Genomic DNA, 19164 nt, shown 5'->3' with positions numbered 1-19164 from the left:
AAAGCCCGGATTCAATTGAATCCGGGCTTTTTTATTGGTTCAGAAAACGCTCTTATTGTCAAAGCCTCTCGGGGAAATGAATGCAACCTTATCTGTTTCTAGAGAAATTCCTGGAATAACCTGGTCAAGCAGGCTATGCTTACCGATCCGAGTGGGTTTGAACTCTAGTATTCAGCAGAAATCATTAAACAAATTTTAATACAGATTAAACTGAGGTTAGTCTATAAAAGCTCGTTTACGAATAAAATAAAAAGTTTTCTATCGTTTTCTTGCTTCACTTTTTACTTGCCGTGACGACTAGTAGCGTGTTCCTTTCAGGCCTCTTTTCTCAGAAGTTTACGTCTTTCATTATACGTTATTTAGGGTATAATAATGTATCAATTATTTCACTATCCATTACAATATTCTATTTATCAACGACTTGCACAGTATAAACAATTAAAATAAAGGGTATCTATTTCATAAGATGGGCCATTCGTAGAAGTACATCACCGGACGAATGAAACCCTAAAATACAGACCAGCAGCCTCTACCGATTTACGTACTCGCTTCATTGTAATCTTCAGCATTTTTAAAAACGGCGTTCGGAATTTTAATCCCGTTTTTATATTTTCGCAGCACTATTTATTTAGTCTTGGTCTAAATAACATCCCATTGAAATTTTACCACGCATGAAATATATCTATCTGGTGTCCTTACTGCTGGCCAGTGGTCTGGCTTTTGCTCAAACCAGTACGCTTCAGGTCGCTACCGTGAAAGGCAACATTCATTTCGAAGGAGGTACCGGAGTAGAGCATGTTACGGTTCGCATTAAGAATAGCAATGTGGTAACCATGTCCGATCAACAGGGCGGTTTCGAGCTAAAGAACGTACCCTACGGACATCAGGAAATTCTGATTACATCGGTAGAAATCCAGCCCAAGAGTTTAAAACTCAGCGTTCATAAATCGTCTCACAGCGTATCTGTTCTCGTTAATAAGGCCATCCAGGATCTGGCTGAAGTGCAGGTGACCCACAAAACCGAGAAGAAAGAGCTGGAAACCCAGGGATTTGCGGTCAACGTAATCGAGACCAAGGATGTCGCCACCCGCAATTTTCAAACCAACGAAATGCTGGATCGCACCGTTGGGGTACGCGTTCGTCAGAACGGGGGTCTGGGTTCGGCGGTCACCTACAACTTGAACGGTATGTCGGGTGAATCGGTACGTATATTTATTGACGGCATTCCTATTTCCACCTACGGAGCTTCGTTCAGTTTGAACAGCATTCCCCCGGCCTTAATCGAGCGAATTGAAGTATACAAGGGCGTCATCCCGGCTCATTTGTCGGACGATGCTCTGGGCGGAGCCATTAACGTGATTCTGAAAAAAGGAATGAGTAATAACCTGACGGCCTCGGTTTCGTACGGTTCCTTTAACACGCTACAGGCCAATGTCAGCGGTACGCACCGGTCGGCCAAAAGTGGGTTTACCGTAAAGGCTTCGGGCTTCTATAATTACTCGGACAATGATTATGAAGTGTGGGGGAAATTCGTTCGGAATATTCTTCCGAATGGCCGCTATGATTACGTTCGGGCTCGTCGCTTTAACGATGCCTATCGCTCCGTGGGCGGCCAGATTGAACTGGGTTTCACGGATGTAAAATGGGCCGATCAGTTTTTCATTGGCTACAATGGCTCCAGCGATTACAAGGAAGTGCAGCACGGAACGTACATGTCCATTCCCTACAAAGGACGTTTTACGGAATCCGAAGCCCATGTGTTCAGCCTGAATTACCGCAAGAAAAATTTCATGGTGAAGGGCCTGGAATTAACCGTAAGCGGCATGTCGAGTATGCGGAAGCAGGTGGTTGTGGATACGGTGAAATGGAATTATAACTGGTACGGGGAACGTAGCGTTGGCCTGGACGGCAGACCCATTCTGCGTCCCACCGGTGCCCAGCAGGGGGCTCCTACCATCAATCACATCAACCGAAACGTGACGACCTTCCGGGCGGGGGTTAACTATGATTTTCACAAAAACCACCGCTTGGTTGTCAACCACATCTACTACAACATTGACCGGGATCAGCAGGATTTTATGCGATCCGTCGTGGAGCGGGAATTTATCGGAACCCGTAATCTGTCCAAGAATATCACTTCAGTAGCGTATGAACTGAAAGCACTGGATTCCAGGCTACGAGCGAACATTTTCGGTAAACATTACCAACAGAAAATCGACCGCATGGACCCCGTGCTGGTGGAAAATAACCGGCGGGAGAACCGTACGTCGAGTAACAAAACGACAACTGGTTACGGAGCAGCTCTTTCCTACGCGGTTATCCCTAATCTGTACCTGCTTACTTCCGCTGAACGGGCCGTACGCCTGCCCTCTGAAAATGAAGTCTTTGGTAGTCCGGGCGAGAACATTGTGGAAAATTTCGGAATCCGTCCGGAAGTCAGTAACAACCTCAACGTGGGTTTCCGAGCCGGGACCTACACATCCGGCTCACACAAGTACAACTTTGCTCTGTCCGGCTTTATTCGGGATACCCGCGATAAGATTGTCCAACGGGTGAACCCGCGTCTGAACGATGCCGTACAAACCGATCCTTTTGAAAACTTGGGCAAGACGAAATCGATTGGTTTTGAAGTCGAGGGTAACTACATCTATAACAATAATCTGACCATTGGACTGAGTGCTTCAAAATTCAATTCGGTCTTCAATATGCAGTACGACCCGAATGGTCGGGAATACGATTACTACCGTCGTCAATTGCCCAATGAGCCTTTCTTCACCATTAACAGTACCGTTCAGTATTCCTTCAAAAATGTGCTGAAGTCAAACTCAAGACTGAATGTGTATTACGGATTTCGTTTCGTAGAGCGGTTTTACACCACCTGGATGATCATTGAGGATTTCCGCACCCCGCGTCAGTACATCCAGGATCTGGGAGCGAGTTACATGTTCTCTAACAAACGCTTCATCGTGAGTGCCGACGTCAAGAATATGTTCGACCGTCAGGCGTATGACAACTTTGCCGTACAGAAGCCCGGACGAGCCTTTTACCTGAAGTTAAATTACACTATAAACAATTTTTAATCAATCGCTTCCATGAGAAAACAAGGTCTGAATCTTTCCCTGTTAGCCGGTCTTTTGATGACGGTTGCCCTGACGGGTTGTAAGGATAATAACACAACTGAACCAGAAGACAATGCAAACGCGGACCGCTGGATTACGGTAGCGGGAGCCTTGATGGGCACTACGCCCGGAGATGGAAACGGGGGTACGATGGTGTATTCCGTAAGCAAGGAAGATGCTAAAAACCCAAATGTATCCATCAGTGTTTACGACAACGGTTTCGGTGTAAAATCAACGCGTACCGCTCGTTTACAAGCTTCCGAAGATGGCAAGACGCTTTTCAATATCGCTTACAATGGTGATAACGGCGGAGAATTTGCCCGCTATAAAGTAGAAGGTGCCGGAAAATATACGCAGGAAGATGTAACGGTGAACATCTCGCAATACGCCAGTGCAACCCCACGCTGGGTGAAGCTTTTCGATGGTGACAAAACGGGTATCGCCGTAAACGTAACGACGCCAACGGCTAACAACGCTTCGAGCGGTCCGACACCATCGGCTCCCTTCGCGTATTTCCGTGGTACCGCGACGATCCTGGCTCTGAACTTACAGGACGTTCTGATTACGGGTTACAAGCAGTATCAGATTCCTTTAACGGCGGCCGAAGAATTACAGGGTCACACGATTTTCCGTCTGGATGCTCCGGTACTGAACAAAGCTCAGAATAAACTCATCGTGGGTACCTGGATGCAGAAAAGAAATCCAGCCACGGGTACTACCGAATCAAACTTTACGCGTCTGGGAAGTAAAGCTGTAATCGTTGATTATCCTTCCCTGGAAAATCCAAAGGTGATTACTTCAACGGTAGGTTTCGGTGATAACAGCGGTTACCGCAGCCACAACTCGTTCTTAGCGGATGATGGTAACATTTATCAGGCGACGCAACGCGATTCGAAAGGTTCGCACATCCTGAAAATCAACCAGAACAACGAATATGACAACTCGTATGTATTCAGTTTAGACGCCGCTCTGGGTGTGAAAAACGTATACGTCGATTGCTGGAAATATGCCGGCAATGGCATTGCGTATGCTTTGTATAGCCAGGATGGTTCGGATCAGGGTTACGTGGCTCGTCTGGACCTGAACGCGAAAACCGCTACAAAAGTAGATTTGCCCTACGAAGATGGGCTTGATTTTGGTCAGTATCAAGGTATTCTGGTGAGCGGTGACGAAGTATACATTGCCATTACTCCCGTAGGAAAAGATGGTAATATCTACATCATGAACCGTACATCCGGTGCCGTAACCAAAGGAGCCAAACTGGTAAATAAAGCCGGTAATCACTACATCGGTATCTTCTAGTACTCTTTCGTACGAACATCAATAAAAGCTGTTTCCTTTTGAAAGGGAGACAGCTTTTTTATTGATGTTCGTACGATCAGTTACGCCTGTTGGCATCAGCCGTGTTTTTGATGGAATGGCCTGCACCCCTGGGTACGTAAAACACCTGTCCTAACCTAACGAATCGTTGCATACGTCTTCTGGCTCTACTACCGCCAGGTGAGGTCTTCAATGTTTATTCATTTCATCCAGTACCTCAACACGTCAATGTTAATCTTCGCTCATAATTCAGATTATACCCTGAAAAGAATCTACTACTTGAACTCAATAAAAAAAGGGACAATATCTCCCTTCATTTATTTCATATACGTAAATACACTTATCTTAGTGCGTATACACAAGCATAGTTCCCGCCAAATGCACTATTTAAAACAAGAATTATTGAAATTGCTGGTAAGCGATGAACGCATTTTTGATTTTTTTCAGGAAGCCGGTATCTGGACCTGGGATTTAATCAACCCTGAAAATCAATGGATGAGCCAGAGTTTTTGGGAAACGTTAGGTTACCAGGTTAATGAAATCCCCAATATTTTTCAGGGCTGGCAGACGCTGATCCATCCGGAAGATATTCAGTTAGTTGAAGAGTCGTTACAGGCTCACCTTGAGAACTCTACGCATCCGTTTGAAGCCGTCATTCGGTATCTGCACAAAAATGGCTCCCTCGTCTGGATTCGCTGCCGGGGCATTGCCATTCGCGACGAAACGGGTAGAGCCCTTCGGATGCTCGTCTCGCACGTGGACATTACGAAAGAAAAAGAAGCCGAGTTAAAAGCCCGCCAGGAATCTCTGCTTTTCCAGTATATTACCAACAGTGAACTTCTATACATTGCCAAAACGGATCTGGAGGGTAAGTACACCTTTGTAAGTGAGTATTACGCGAAAGTACTAGGACGATCCGTCGAATCTTTAGTGGGTACTTTTGCCAGTGAAGACGTCATTCAAACGGACATTCCTGTTGGCATGGAAGCTTATAAGGCGTGTATCCAACAACCTGAAGTACCCTTTACCGTTTTATTACGAAAAAATTCTACCCTAACCAGTTAAAAGCCTACGAGTGGACGTTCATTGGACTAACGGACGGGCAGGATCGTCCGGTTTCTGAAGTCCTTTGTTTAGGACGTGATATTTCTGAAAGCGTAAGAACCGAAGCCGAGTTGTCGGTTCTGCTTTCGAACATGAGTGACATCTTTTACATGACCACTCCCAGGGGGTTCATTACCTATCTGACTCCCATCTGGACGCGTGTGCTGGGCTACGACATCGAAGCCTGTTTAGGGCAGCGACTGGATGATTTTGTGCATGCCGAGGATGTTGATCGGTCCCTGGAGGCAATGGAGCAGGCTCAAACCTTGGGCAGAGCCCGTCTGGTTCAACGATTGCGACATCAGGATGGCCATTATGTGTGGATGCAAACCCAGGCCAACCGGCACGAAGTAAGCGGAGAAATTGTCTGGATGAGTGATGACATCACCGATCAGAAAGAAGCGGAGGATATCTTACTACGCACGCAGGAGCTTTTGGAACAAACCGCTCAGATTGCCCGGGTGGGCGGCTGGGAGTACATTGTCAGTACGGGAAAAATGTATCGTTCTTCCGTAGCTCAGGCCATTTACGAGGTGGAAACCAGTGAAGTCTCGGAAGCGGACGAAGTTTTCGATGCTTTTACGGATGTAAACTTCCGTGAACAGGTTCGGGCAATTCTTCAGCAATCCATTGACGTCGGAACGCCCTGGGAATTTGAGGGCGAAATTTTAACCGCAAAAGGTAAACGTAAGTGGATTAGAAGTCAGGGAAAGGCTGAATTTAAAAATGGGGTCTGTGAACGGCTGGTTGGCACCACCCAGGACATTAGCCAACAAAAGGCGGCTCAGGGTGAATTACTTCGTACGCAACAGTTTCTGGAAGATACGGGTCGGATGGCCAAAGTTGGCGGCTGGGAGCTGACGCTGCCTGGCGAACAACTCTACTGGTCTTCGGTCACCAAGGAAATTCACGATTTACCCCCGGAGTTTGAGCCGAATCTGAATGCAGGACTTGATTTTTACGCCAGTCCTGCCGATAAAAAATTGATTACGGACGCGTTACAGCACGCCATTGAAACCGGCACGCCCTGGGATTTGGAAGCCCGGATCCGAACGGCTACGGGTCAGCTCAAATGGGTACGGGCCAAAGGTCAGACTGAATTCGTCAAGGATCAGTGCGTACGGGTATTCGGAACATTTCAGGACATTGACGACCGGAAGCAGATTCAGGCCGAAACCGAAAAAGCCCGTCAGCAGGCCGAGGCAGCAAGCCAGGCCAAATCTGAATTTCTGGCTAACATGAGTCACGAAATCCGGACGCCTTTGAATGGGGTCATCGGTTTTACAGAACTCCTGCTGAAATCCCGACTGGACGAGACCCAGTTCCAATACCAGCAGATGGTGTTGCAGTCGGCGAATTCCCTGCTGGACATCATCAGTGATATTCTCGATTTTTCTAAAATTGAAGCGGGCAAGCTGGCCCTGAATCCCGATAAGACGAATCTCTGGCAGCTCACCGAACAGGCCCTGACGATCATTACCTCTCAGGCTCACCAGAAGGGGCTGGAAGTACTTTTAAACGTGGATCCTTCGGCTCCCACCTGGATCTGGATTGATGGCATTCGTCTCCGCCAAATTCTGGTTAATCTGCTGGGAAATGCCGTTAAATTCACGCTCAGCGGCGAAATTGAGCTGAACGTAGCCGTAATCGAAGATCGGGGTAATCAGGCCTTATTACGGTTTTCGGTTCGCGATACCGGGGTCGGGATTGCCCTTGAAAATCAGCAGAAGATTTTTGAAGCCTTCACCCAGGAAGATCTTTCGACTACGAAAAAATTCGGTGGCACGGGCCTGGGGCTGACCATTTCGAGTCGCCTGTTGCGATTGATGAACAGTAGTTTTGCTCTCGAAAGTACGCCCACCCAAGGAAGCCTCTTCAGCTTTGATCTGGATGTACCGGTTGAAACAGAACCCCGGCCAAGCTGGCCCCACTTACAAGCGATTCGCTCGGTATTAATTGTGGACGATAACGTCAGCAACCGGCTCATTCTGGAACGTATGCTCGCGTTGGAGAACATCGCCAGTAGCCAGGCCCAAGACGGAACGGAGGCTTTGCAACTGGCAGCCCGCCAGGATTTTGATGTGATCATTATGGACTATCACATGCCTTCGCTCAACGGTCTGGATACCCTGATTCAACTACGACAGCGTGGCCATAACGTCCGGCAGCCCTTCGTAATCATGTATACTTCTTCGGATGACGAACAATTGGAACGAAGCTCCGCGGAACTACAGGTAGCTCAACGGCTGATCAAACCGGTACGAATGGAACACTTGTTCCGGGTACTTTCAGCTTTATTTGAGCCGACTCCGGCTACGCCCGCAGTTACTTCTATTGCCCCAGAAAAACCGCTGGAACTGTCGACAAAAAGCTTTTCCGTACTCATTGTTGAAGATAACCCGGTTAATCTCCTACTGGCTAAAAAGCTCATTGGTTCGCTCAGGCCGGACTTGAAACTGTACGAAGCGAAAGATGGCGTACAGGGAGTTGAAGCCTATCAGAAATACCAGCCTGATTTAATTCTGATGGATATTCAGATGCCGGAAATGAATGGATACGAAGCCACGCAGGCGATACGGGCCTTGGAAGCCTTCACTGGCACCCGAACGACTATTCTGGCCCTTACCGCAGGTACCATGGCCGGTGAGCGGGAACGGTGTCTGGCTGCGGGTATGGATGAATACCTTACCAAACCCGTTGCCCGGGCGGTACTGGAAAAAGCCTTAAATGAAACCTTACCCCACTGATTGTAACCAAGCGGTATATACCCGTACTGTTCCAGGCATTCCGACTTCGGGAGCTTATCTGGAACAGTACTCACCCTTCCATTACCTCACGCCTTACTCGGTGCGTGAAAGCGTATACTCCTGTATGATCTTCCCGGTGGTCGATACCACCAGGACGCCGTGTACGTAATCCGCTTCGGGACCTCTGCGGTATTCGATGGCGAAGCCCTGCCTGCACTTTACCGCATTCTGCAACGTGTACGTGTCCGGCGGTAAGGCCCAGAGAATTTCTCCCGTTTTTACATCCAGCCGCTGAATGGTAAGAGGCGGATTCGGAGCCGCCGTCGTATTGACAACGATCAGCAAATCCTGCTCGTCCTGATGCAGAATCCTGGGAGCAAAATACTTTCTTCCAGGCGTCAGATTTTGTCGCTTTACTTCCCCCGTAGCCCTGGCGTACGTTGTTTCGATTAGCTGGTAATCCCTGTTTTCATCGAAGGGTCCACCCAGGTAGCCGAATTCAAAAAAATGGCGGTCGAACTCCGTCTTCCATACTTCCTCGGCCTGTGCTTGTGTTTCTACCAGTCGGTGAATCGTCGGAAAGTAGAAATAGCTTTTCCCTTCGTTATTCATCACATTAATCATCGCTTTGGAATAATCAAAGTCCAGTCTGGCTACTCCTGAGCTAAGTTGTGGAAAATCTTTGAACACTTCCTGCGTAACCTCTTTAAGCTCATTATGTTCCACATCCAGTTGTACCAGTTGCGTATTACAGCCAATCGCGTAAATCAGATCGGGAGCATAGGTTTTGAAACTCAGGGCACACCGCTTTTTACCAAACGTTTCGTTGGTTACCACTCGATCCACCAGCAGTTTGCCGTCCGTTACCCGGTTGAACTGAGCGTGTGTTTCCAGCTCTTCGGCTCCATTCCCTTTTCCTGCCCGATCCGTACCGAGCCGCAGATATACCGGATCGCCCGTGAGGGTGTTGGTGTACACAAAGCTGTCGTAGTACATCCGGGGCAGCTTGAAGTTGGATACGGTATAGGTGCTGGCTTTTTTGGGTTGAAACCCTACCACCACCCCATAGATGATCAGAATGCCTGCGATACAGCCGATGAGTAGGATAATCGGCAACCGGTTATTTCCCGGCGGTGCAGAACTGGGCCGAAGCGGTGGCTGCTCGTAATGGTGATAAATGTGCGTATCGTCGCTATCTAAATAGTATTCCGTACTACAATTCTGGCATTGGTATACCTGGGGTTTTATCTCTCTTTTATGAATGCTGCCGCAGTGCGGACAATGGATTACTTTGATCTGTTTGGCCATGTGTGGATAGAAACAATCGAACCTTTGAGGCAGTTTTAGGCTATTAAGGGCTTAAAGAAAATAAATTGCTCTTACAGTTCTGAAGAGACCCGTACCCGTTTTAATTTACTTTTTTGCGAAATGAGCCTGAAAACGCTTTCCTCAGTACCCGTGGACCCATCCCAGCAATCGGGTTTGCATCGTTTCAGCTCGTGGTTGGTGCTTGCATACTGGGTTTTCTTTCTGATTATTCACGTGTTCACTGACTGCTTTCTGGATCTGCATACGTTTACGGATTCCGGGAAACTTGCCCTATTCAGTGGACTGGCGGTATTGCCCCTGGCTTTGTATACCCTTGTCCTGATCGTTCCTCATCTGGAATGGCCGTGGTATGGAAACGTGTTCATCAGTCTCGCTCTGCTTGGATTTTACATACTTTCCGCCTATTTCACCGTTAAAAAACTGGACTTGCTCTGGAGCATAGCCACCCGCCCCGCCATCGAACAGCAGTGGCCGATTTTTCGGGTCGAACAAGTTTTTGCCAGACGAGGGGGCTTTATTCATACCAGGGTTATGTTACGAATCAATCAGAAACCCGTGGAGCTGGAAGCCAGCCGAAGCAGCTATTTTCTATTAAAAAACCGGAGCCTGATTGCAGGAAAAATAAGTATTTCCGCGTTGAACGAGTACATCGTGCGTGACCTGAACGTATCCGCCAGTGAACGCTGGCAGGCCCGCAAAGCCTATGGGCAGGACTGGTTTCAGCGGTACTGGTGGCTGGGAGTACTTATCGTTTTGTACCTGATCTGGCAATGGATTAAATCCCGGCTTTTCCCGAAGACCGCCTAGTATTATTCCATTACCTCAACCAGATAAGCCTTCCATAACTGCTCCGCATGGGTGTTGAAAGCACTTTTTCGAAAGCCATTGCTGGTCATGGTTCCGCCGTCGGGTTGGAGAGCATTGCCCACTTTCAGCTTACCCACACCCCGCATGGCGTATTTGGTCGTTCCTTCATGCATGATGATTTTCAGCTCGCTGGGGCTCACATCGCCCCGGCAACCGATCCGATAGGCTACCCATACCTCTGCTTTCCCGTTTTTGTTCAGATCCGTAACTTTAAATGAGCCGGGAACAAAGACAGCGACCCGATCCAGCGGACAATCGGCTATTCCGTCGTTTAGTTGCCAGAGCTTCGAACCGTTCGCCCCAAACATGTACGCGGCGATATGGGCCTCGTCTTCCCGCGTAGTCGTCTCAGTCGTAAGAGCTACGTAATCGCCGGTTTGATCGTGAAACTGAAGGACTTGCAAAGGCTTTCCTTTATACAGAAGTCCGGCTGGCAGAGCGGACGGAGCGATGCCTTTTGACTGCACTTGTGCCAGGGCTACCTGCTGAACCGAAAGGATAAAAAGAAATAGCGAAATGCGTAGAAAGGTCATGATTTGGTGCGACTTAAACTTGATATTACCCCGCAGGAAAAAATGCATTGCAGAGCAAACGAGCTTTCCTGTTTTGGGCGATCAACCCTACGGAAAACCATTTACTTAACTAAAGGTTATTAGTGAAACCTTACTCAATCTATTTTTATGTCTTTAAAAAGTCTGTCGAAAACCCGCTGGAGTCTTGAGCCGCAACGGGTTGTCATTTATCCGTATGGTGTTTTTTACATCTTCACGCTTGTCTTTGCCTTATTTGCTACTGGTCTCTTCTTAGTGTACGTCACCTATCAGAACACCACTTTTGCGGAATCGCTCCCTTTCGTACTTTTTCTGCTGCTGATTGTAGCGATCTTCTGGGGTCATGCGGGAACGTACGTCGAATTTGATCATAGTAAAGGGCACATGCGAAAAATGTTCCTGGGATTTATTCCAGCGACTACAACGCCTCTATCTAAACTTCAGGGAATCAATGTAGTAAGCAACATGGCGGGTAGTTATAATTACCGCCTGTTTCGTAAAGATTCCCGTTATGGAAAGGGCCTGGTCGTTTCCTGCGGCTATACGAAATCCAATGACCCGAATGCCCTCGCCTTTGTCGAAGAGCCCGTCCCGGTGATCCATCAGTTTCTCGATCAATATGATACTCCCGCTGATTATGTAAAAGTACCGCTTACGTCCTACCGCTTTTTCACGCAGGAAGGTCCTGTGTTTACGGTTAAAAATGCGAAAGCCGGAGCAATCGTGATCGGGTTGTTTTTTATCGCCATTGGCATTTCCATGCTGGCTCTGCAAACCAACGGTCTGCTGGCAAAAGTGGTGATCATCGCGATTATGCTGGGGATCGGATTTATTTTCTTCAATGCCGCGTACACGGAAACAACGTTCAACACCGATACGCAGCTGCTGGAAAGAAGGGGATGGATTAAAGCTTTTAACAAACGCTATCACTTTGGAGCTTTTGCCGGACTGCAAACCGTCCGCCAGTCGTTTAATTTTGTTTATACGGGCACCTCAATCAATATGTACTTTCACGTACCCGGCAAGGCCGACCGGCAGGATGTGTTTGCCATAGCCTCTTTCCGGAAGAGTGCTCAGGTAGAACGATTCGTCGATGAGCTTCACCAGATCATGGAAGGATAAAAGCACCCTTTTCAAAAGATTTCCAGAGCAGCAATACTCCCTCTTTTCTTTCTAAACGGACGGATCAGGGCATTGATCCGTCCGTTTTTCATTGACCAGCCGTATTCGTTTGCTTGATGAAATACAATACGCGAAAGGAGAGGATTCTAGGCCCCTGCTTCCTCGAGTAGTCGAAACTTAATTCCTGAAGCTGTGCCATCACCCGGAAGCCTTCTTTCTCCTGCGTCAATTGCAGCATTGCCTTCGGTAGCGTATAGTTTCGGTTCAGAGCCTGTGAACTCGCCTGATTTTCATACTTTCTCAACTGCTTTTCCTGCTGTACAATTCGCAGGGCCAGTTCGTTCGCCGGAAAAGCAAAACGGGTTTTCCCAATTTTAAAAGTTAAGCTATTGTCAAGGCTATCGCTGTAGGTGATTACAGAACCAGCCAGTGTATCCGATAGGGTGGTATCCAGGAACATTGACCTATCCAACATATAGTCATAGCCTTTTATACTGGAGAGGTTGCTATTCGTGCGGATGAAGTAGTTTGTGCTCAGTTCGAGGGTATTTTCTTCTTCCGCCTCATACGAACGATATTCGTAGCCACTCAGGCCCAGATAATTCTGTACCCAGGCAGTCCCCGCCCATTTGATTTCCTGCTCGGCAGGAATATAATCTCCACTCGTTTTATACGTTTGGCGAAGCGAATCTTCTTTCCGGAATAAGTCCACCTGCAAAATCGGCTGCAGGGCCGTAAACTCGTAATTGTTCAGCAGGTAACTGAGGGCACTTGCCATCCGTACCGCCGTGCGGGGTTTCAGACGGGTGGCATCAACCGGAATCAGTTTTCCTGCTTCTACGGCCTTCGCCTGCGTAAACAGGTTCACGAGAATGTTTTTCTGGGACCGAAAACTAACCGATGTCGCACTTTGGGGACCATAGGTTATGAACAGGATCGTCAGAGCGAGCGAAATGGGGATGGTTTTAATCGTGGCTTTTTTATACCCCAGAAAATAGATGGTCAGGAAGAACAGCCAGGCCGCCAGTACGATCAGAAAATAACGGGGCTGCGTAATTCCGTACGTACTGACGCGTTTGGTAACGGCGAGTACCAGCAGAACCAGCAGGGGAATCAGACCTACGTAAAAATACTGGCTGTACGCCTGAATCCAGCCGCGTCCTTCCTGCTTACGGATAGGGTACACCAGCAATAGGGCCAATAGTCCAAGGCCCGCATAGCCGAGAATGAGTCCTGAAACCAATCCTTTGGGCAGTTGCCATTCGATCAGTATTTTCAACTCATAAGCCAGTAAGATGACCAGATACACCAGGGCCAGCGGCACCAGAATGTACTGACTGAAAAACTGAAGGGCCCTTGGATACGACTCGGGATTTTCTTCTTCCCAAAGCTGCTCCGGAATTCCGCTCAGAAAGAATAACGTATTAAACAAACCAAAGATCACCGCCCATATTTTGTACAGATGATGCCAGGCCATATCCAGGCCGAACAGGGAATTGACGGCCGTGTAGGCAGTCGTTAATCCAATCACCAGCACCAGACTATACAGAATAGCCGTCAGCAATCGAATTAACAGCGTTTTGTTGAATTGCCAGAAAAACAGCGTATCCCCGCTACCGGTAAAGCCCGCAAACGAAACCAGCAGGTGCGTAGCTACGAAAAGCAGCCCAAAGTGTACAAAATCCTGCGGATAGGCTTCTGGCTGAAGTACCCAGAAAAAGACCACAGCAATGGCCGCCGCCAGACCCTGTACTACCCACCGCCCTTGTTTCGACCCGTTTTTACGCTGCCCAAACAACGAGGCCGACAGGCAAAGCGGCAGACCCAACGCGGCCATCATCACCAGACGGGTATACTCGTCACGGGTCAACGGCCCCGTAGGTTCGGGAGAGGAAAGAATGGCTGCCGCAATCGTTCCGATCAGGGCAAAGGCACATTCCAGCGGATAACGCCGCAGGGTATCGATCGTATTTTGAAATAGAATAGCAGCAGAAGGGAGCTTGAGAGCCATGGCTTTGGGGGGAGTCGAGGTCGAAGGGCAATGGGCTGATTAACGTACGTTTTACTAAAAGAAAATATCAATGTAGTCGGTCGTAATACCGTCGCAGTTGAGTTTCTCGAACAACCGCCAGTACCTGCGGGTCCCCGTAGCCCGAAACACCTGAGGCCCTACCCGTTCGCAGGGTTTTCCTTCGTTGATGTATTCGATTCGGGAAACGATTTTGCCGTCAAACAACAGTTTTCGTTCGGCTACTTCAAAGGTACCTTTGATGGTTACGTATTCGTTTCGGTGGGGGTCCCGCTGTTCCCCTTCGATTTTGTATTTTCCTTTGCCTAAGGACGTTACCTCAACCGTTCCTGGTTTGGCATTATTGAATTCGATCCATTGAATTCGCAGATCGTGGGAGCCGGTTCGGAGTTGTTGAGCAAAAACGGGACTCACCAAAAAAAGAAAAGAGAGCAAAAAGAAAATAACTTTCATGGGTACTCGCAGACAGTTTAAATGGATAGATATGTTGATCCTTCCAAGATTGGCTTCATGATTTTTGAGCTATACAGGACGAATCGATTGAAACTACAACCCGTGAACGCCGGAGAAGTTTTTGTCGCTTATCTCGCCCCTATCTTGCTGACTCATCGTCAAATTTCATCCCGGTTTCAAGGCGAATTAAGTGCTTTTGCGTAGGTTTTAAACAAACCTTATGTTTTTTCGAAGGTTAAAGCAGGAAGCATTGCCTCGAACTACCCGCCTTGTACGCATGAACCACCCTACGTTTCTATACGCCAGAATTTTTTCAATACCAGCGGTTAACCGGACTTTACTCGTCGCTTTAGGACTGCTCTTATGCCTGGGGATGGTTCGGACACAGGCCCAAACCTTTTCGACGGTAGAAGAAATCCCGAACCCCAAAGCGATGGGCCAGGGCTACCTCAGCGACCCCACTGGCTTACTTTCCCAGACAGAATTTGACTCAATTACGCACGTACTGGAACGACTTGAACGTCGTACGGGCGTCGAAACTGCCGTCGTGATTATTCCTGATTTCAATGAAAATGAGGACGACTTCAGCTTTGCCACCGAACTGTTTCGGCACTGGGGTATTGGCAAAGCAAAAGCCAATAACGGACTGCTGCTCCTGGTTGCCACGCAGCGACGGCAATACCGTTTCATTACGGGTTATGGGCTGGAAGGTATCCTGCCCGACGCCACCCTGAAAACCATTGGCGAGGAATTACTGGTACCGGCCTTTCGTCAACAGGCTTACGGTGCGGGTATCCTGGCAACGGTGCGAACCCTCTCCGATTACCTGCAACGACCGGATCATGAACGAGAACTTTCCTCCTTGCTTCGGCAGTACAAACCTCAGCAAAGTACCGATTGGTCAGGGTTTATTACCTTCTTCGTGCTGGTGGGGCTTAGTCTGCTGGCCTTCTGGCAACTTTCAGGATTTACGAAAGGAGCTTCGGTAAAAATCATTCCGAATCGGTATTCCGAAATGCTGGGGTTGCTTGCACTAGGTTTGGTGATCGTGGTGGGTCTAGTACTCGTCATTCTCTTTTTTTCCGGATCGTTTTCTCAACTGTTCCAGCATTTTTCTGAGCTACTGCCCTACTTCACCTACGTTACGATTGGATTCGTACTGTTTTTCAGGCAGCTCCATACGCTGGCTCACCTGAGAAGCCAGTATCGGGACGATCAAACCTTTTTTAGTGCCGTGCAGAAGCTGTTCCGGGCCACCTGGTGGCAGGTTATCTTATCGCCGCCTACGCTCCTGTATCCGGTGCTGGAAAAAATCCGGTCGCAGCGTAGCAGCAGCCGGTTCACGCCGCTACTCGACAGTCTGGGGCAGCCCATGCAGCGACTTAACCGGGATGAAGCCACCGACCGTGACCAGTATCTTTCGACTGGACAACGGATGGAAGAACAATTAAACAGTCTGACGTACGACGTTTGGGTAAGTACTCAGGGTGAAACCAGGGTTATTCCGCATCCGGCGGATACGTTTGAGCAGCATCCGGTATGCCCAGCCTGTGGTTTCCGAACCCTGAGCGAACCCGTTACGCTTACGGTCACACGGGCCACACAGCATCAGGCGGGTACGGGCAAACAGGTGCGAATCTGCCGCCATTGCAAACACGAGGTTTTCATTAAGTCGGTCGTGAAGGCCCCACTGGCGGAGCAGCGTTCCGGTTCGTCAACACTGTCGGGAAGAAGTGGTTCTTCTTCCTCCTCGTCTTCTTCCGGAAGCTGGGGAGGGGGCACAACCGGGGGCGGCGGTGCAGGGGGAAGCTGGTAGGATTAGTCCGTTTCAGGTACCTGGTTCTGGCACAGGTATCGAACTGAGCCAGAACCTACCAATCAAAGAGGTCTGCCGGTACATTCCATAAGCGTTTACGAGTTAGAGTTAGGCGAGACTTTTGCCAGGTCAGCAGCCACTCCACGTGTATTCGAAATCGGTCAGATTTAGACAAGCCTATGGTGTACGATCACGATCTCCTGCCAGTTAATATGGCCTGAATTTCGCTGAATCATTCTTGACCGCTGGTTAGTGGCCCCGGTAGGCTGAGAGTTACAAAATGTAAATAAATAAGTGATTTTCAGCAGTCTCCTATCAATCTTAAGTCGTTCACAAACAAACTATCGTCGTTCACTACAATTTTTTGGCGGCAATGTACTATTTATAATACTTTTATGTCATCAGATCGCCGCCATGATCATCACCCCGCTAGCTTCAACGCAATGAAATCAATTCATTATCAATGGCTATTATCTGATTTTCATGAATTAACCCGCATGAGATCTTCTCGAGTACTTTGCATTTCTCTTTTAGTGTGAATGTAAGCTCATCTCTGAACCTACACCTGGTTCTCAGAAAAGCTACGCCATCGCACGAAAAATCCGTCCTGTCAGGATCAGCCCTGAGTCCGTCATGCATGCCCTTCCGGAAAGGCCTATACTGACGCGTCTAGACTGGTACTCCCTCATTCTTTTGCACTTCCCAATCAATTAATCAGTAGATCATCTGCTTTCATCCATCGGCATGGCTGACTACTCGCTTATTGCCCCAAGGATTTGACTGCTATTTGATTCGTTTCGTAAGTCGTATCATTTCTAAGCTTTTCCCGCAATGATTTATCAACTATAAATCAACTTAATCCATCGTTTTCTATGAGAGTGGTGATTCTATCCAGCTTCGCCATGCTGACTACTATGTCCTGTCTGGGACAAAACCGTGTCAGCATCAGCCAAAGCGGGGACGGCGGTAACACCGCGTCCGTAACCCAGACCGGAGTAGGCAATCAGGTCAGTATCAACCAGCAAAGTGGAGGCGTTGGCGGTTCTAACAAAGCCGGGAATCGTCTGAAAGTTAAAACCCCCAGGGGTACTAAAACCCACATTATTCAGGGAGGAAATGGCCCCAATCTGGTAGAAATCTCGCAGGAGGGGCAGGCTTCAGCCCACATCCAGCAGTCACCGGATTCTACCTCACGGATTGAAATTCTCCCGACCGAGCCCGAAAACCCAAAACGCCAAAGGACCACAAACGCCCCTAGGCGCATAAGCCCTTACCTTTTTCTACCTTTTAAACTTTTATTTCATGAAAAAAATCTCTCTTACCGGATTTGCTTTGCTGGCCTTTGCTGCCGCAGGCTTTGCTCAATCAAACACCACTTCCACCAATCAGGTCGGTAACCTTCAAACGGCCAGTCAGACCCAGAGTGGCCATAACCTGAAGTCAACCGTCAGCCAGGACAAAGGAGGTGGTTCCAATACGGGCAACTACGCCCGGACCAGTCAAACGGGTGCAGTATCCATGAATAATGAAGCCACTATTCATCAAGACCAAAGCTCCAACTCCAACCGGGCCAGCGTATCGCAGTCGGCGGGATCGGGTAACAAATCCTGGATTCAGCAGAATAACAACAGTGGTGGTGGGTCTTTGCAAGTCACGAGTGGTACTTCAGCGGCAGCTATTGCAGCAGCGGGTGGTAATACGGCCGCCATTACCCAGCAGGGTAGTAATAATACCAACACGTATATTATTCAAAGTACGAATTCTTCGTCAAACCAAGGAGAAATTCTTCAGTACGGTAACAGTAGTCGTCAGACCTCCATCGATCAGTCACAAAACTCTGGCAGCAACCAGGCGAAAATTGAGCAGGGCTCTTCAGGAAGCCTCGTCACTGCCAATTACGCCGTGGTTTCGCAACAGGGAACCAGCTTTAACAATAAAACTATGGTTTCGCAAAAAACGCACGAAAACCTAGCCTACGTTAAGCAAAACGACGTATCGTATCGCAATGAGACTACGATCTCTCAAGTGGGTGTTAACGGTCGTGCAGAAACGGCAAACGTTTATCAATCGGATAATTCTACCGATAACAAAGCAACGATTACGCAGGGTGGTTTCGGGGATTTTGCCAACGTTTATCAGCAGTATAACAGTACGCACAACCAGGCTACTGTAACTCAGAAAAGAGAGGCTGGCGGATTTGGCAACGTAACTGAAATCTGGCAACAGCAGAACTCGCACTACAACCAGGCTACTGCTACCCAGGACGGTATCAATAACAGTGCCAAAATCAGTCAGGTGAATGCGGCGGGCAACAAGGCAACGATTGCACAAGATCTGAGTACCACCCTAGGCGGATTGAACACAGCTGAAATCCAACAGGGTAAAACAGACATAGCACGCTCAGATAACAACACGGCTACGATCCGACAGGAGTACAGCAAAAACACTGCCCGCCTGCAACAGTTTGGTTCTGATAACAAATCAACGATGTCGCAGCTGGTTGGAGACAGCAACGTGATCAAAGGGATGAACGGTGATTTTGCTCTCCAGCAGGGTAACAACAATACCCTATCGGTTGTGCAGGATTCCGGCAGTTCCAACTACGTTCCCAATACCGCGAGTGTGAGCCAGATTGGCAATGGCAACATGGCGACGATCAGCCAGACGGGTCGCTAACCACCAAGGCTGGCCCTCGTCCCTTCTTTCG

The 19164-nt window shown here is 48.4% G+C and carries 13 protein-coding genes; 8 read left to right on the top strand and 5 right to left on the bottom strand.

The annotated features are described in order from the left end of the window. Positions 1 to 671: 671 nt before the first annotated feature. Together BWI93_RS13590 and BWI93_RS13585 are read left to right on the top strand one after the other, a co-directional pair. Entirely contained in the window at positions 672 to 3080 is a 2409-nt protein-coding gene (locus BWI93_RS13590; RefSeq protein WP_094812176.1) for a TonB-dependent receptor plug domain-containing protein, read from the top strand. A 12-nt stretch (positions 3081 to 3092) separates the two neighbouring features. Continuing rightward, positions 3093 to 4421 carry a hypothetical protein gene (locus BWI93_RS13585; protein WP_094812174.1) on the top strand — a complete coding sequence of 443 codons (1329 nt, stop codon included), beginning with the start codon at positions 3093 to 3095 and terminating at the stop codon, positions 4419 to 4421. 76 nt (positions 4422 to 4497) lie between these two features. Here BWI93_RS13585 and BWI93_RS29560 read toward each other — a convergent pair whose 3' ends face one another. Continuing rightward, on the bottom strand, positions 4498 to 4593 hold the full coding sequence (locus BWI93_RS29560) for a hypothetical protein (protein WP_141217458.1): 96 nt from the start codon (positions 4591 to 4593) through the stop codon (positions 4498 to 4500). A 248-nt stretch (positions 4594 to 4841) separates the two neighbouring features. Between BWI93_RS29560 and BWI93_RS13580 the strand changes: the two genes are divergently transcribed. Further along, positions 4842 to 5504: a PAS domain-containing protein gene (locus tag BWI93_RS13580; protein WP_176454218.1), complete on the top strand. Its 663-nt coding sequence runs from the start codon at positions 4842 to 4844 to the stop codon at positions 5502 to 5504. A gap of 110 nt (positions 5505 to 5614) precedes the next feature. Then, complete coding sequence (locus BWI93_RS13575) at positions 5615 to 8290, top strand: response regulator (RefSeq protein ID WP_094812170.1); 2676 nt, start codon at positions 5615 to 5617, stop codon at positions 8288 to 8290. Between the two features lie 93 nt (positions 8291 to 8383). Here BWI93_RS13575 and BWI93_RS13570 read toward each other — a convergent pair whose 3' ends face one another. Continuing rightward, entirely contained in the window at positions 8384 to 9598 is a 1215-nt protein-coding gene (locus BWI93_RS13570; RefSeq protein ID WP_094812168.1) for a hypothetical protein, read from the bottom strand. 120 nt (positions 9599 to 9718) lie between these two features. Here BWI93_RS13570 and BWI93_RS13565 point away from each other — a divergent pair, with 120 nt between their 5' ends. Continuing rightward, positions 9719 to 10426, top strand: a complete 708-nt coding sequence (locus BWI93_RS13565; protein WP_094812166.1) for a hypothetical protein — start codon at positions 9719 to 9721, stop codon at positions 10424 to 10426. Positions 10427 to 10428: 2 nt separating this feature from the next. Here BWI93_RS13565 and BWI93_RS13560 read toward each other — a convergent pair whose 3' ends face one another. Further along, positions 10429 to 11067 (bottom strand): M949_RS01915 family surface polysaccharide biosynthesis protein, encoded by a 639-nt coding sequence (locus BWI93_RS13560; protein WP_094812164.1) that lies wholly within the window; start codon positions 11065 to 11067, stop codon positions 10429 to 10431. A gap of 99 nt (positions 11068 to 11166) precedes the next feature. On the opposite strand from BWI93_RS13560, the gene BWI93_RS13555 reads away from it, so the two are divergent. Next, positions 11167 to 12159, top strand: coding sequence for a hypothetical protein (locus BWI93_RS13555; protein ID WP_094812162.1), 993 nt, complete (start codon positions 11167 to 11169; stop codon positions 12157 to 12159). A gap of 88 nt (positions 12160 to 12247) precedes the next feature. Here the strand turns inward: BWI93_RS13555 and BWI93_RS13550 are convergent, their stop codons facing one another. Then, entirely contained in the window at positions 12248 to 14170 is a 1923-nt protein-coding gene (locus BWI93_RS13550) for a DUF4153 domain-containing protein (RefSeq protein WP_094812160.1), read from the bottom strand. A gap of 54 nt (positions 14171 to 14224) precedes the next feature. Further along, positions 14225 to 14641: a hypothetical protein gene (locus tag BWI93_RS13545; RefSeq protein ID WP_094812158.1), complete on the bottom strand. Its 417-nt coding sequence runs from the start codon at positions 14639 to 14641 to the stop codon at positions 14225 to 14227. A 277-nt stretch (positions 14642 to 14918) separates the two neighbouring features. On the opposite strand from BWI93_RS13545, the gene BWI93_RS13540 reads away from it, so the two are divergent. Then, complete coding sequence (locus BWI93_RS13540; RefSeq protein WP_176454216.1) at positions 14919 to 16457, top strand: YgcG family protein; 1539 nt, start codon at positions 14919 to 14921, stop codon at positions 16455 to 16457. Between the two features lie 1302 nt (positions 16458 to 17759). Then, positions 17760 to 19133: a curlin repeat-containing protein gene (locus tag BWI93_RS13530; RefSeq protein WP_094812152.1), complete on the top strand. Its 1374-nt coding sequence runs from the start codon at positions 17760 to 17762 to the stop codon at positions 19131 to 19133. Positions 19134 to 19164 lie beyond the last annotated feature (31 nt).

Source organism: Siphonobacter sp. BAB-5385 (assembly GCF_002261125.1).
GTDB lineage: Bacteria > Bacteroidota > Bacteroidia > Cytophagales > Spirosomataceae > Siphonobacter.
Note: the sequence above shows the minus strand (reverse complement) of the source record. Positions and strands in the feature narration are given on the sequence as shown.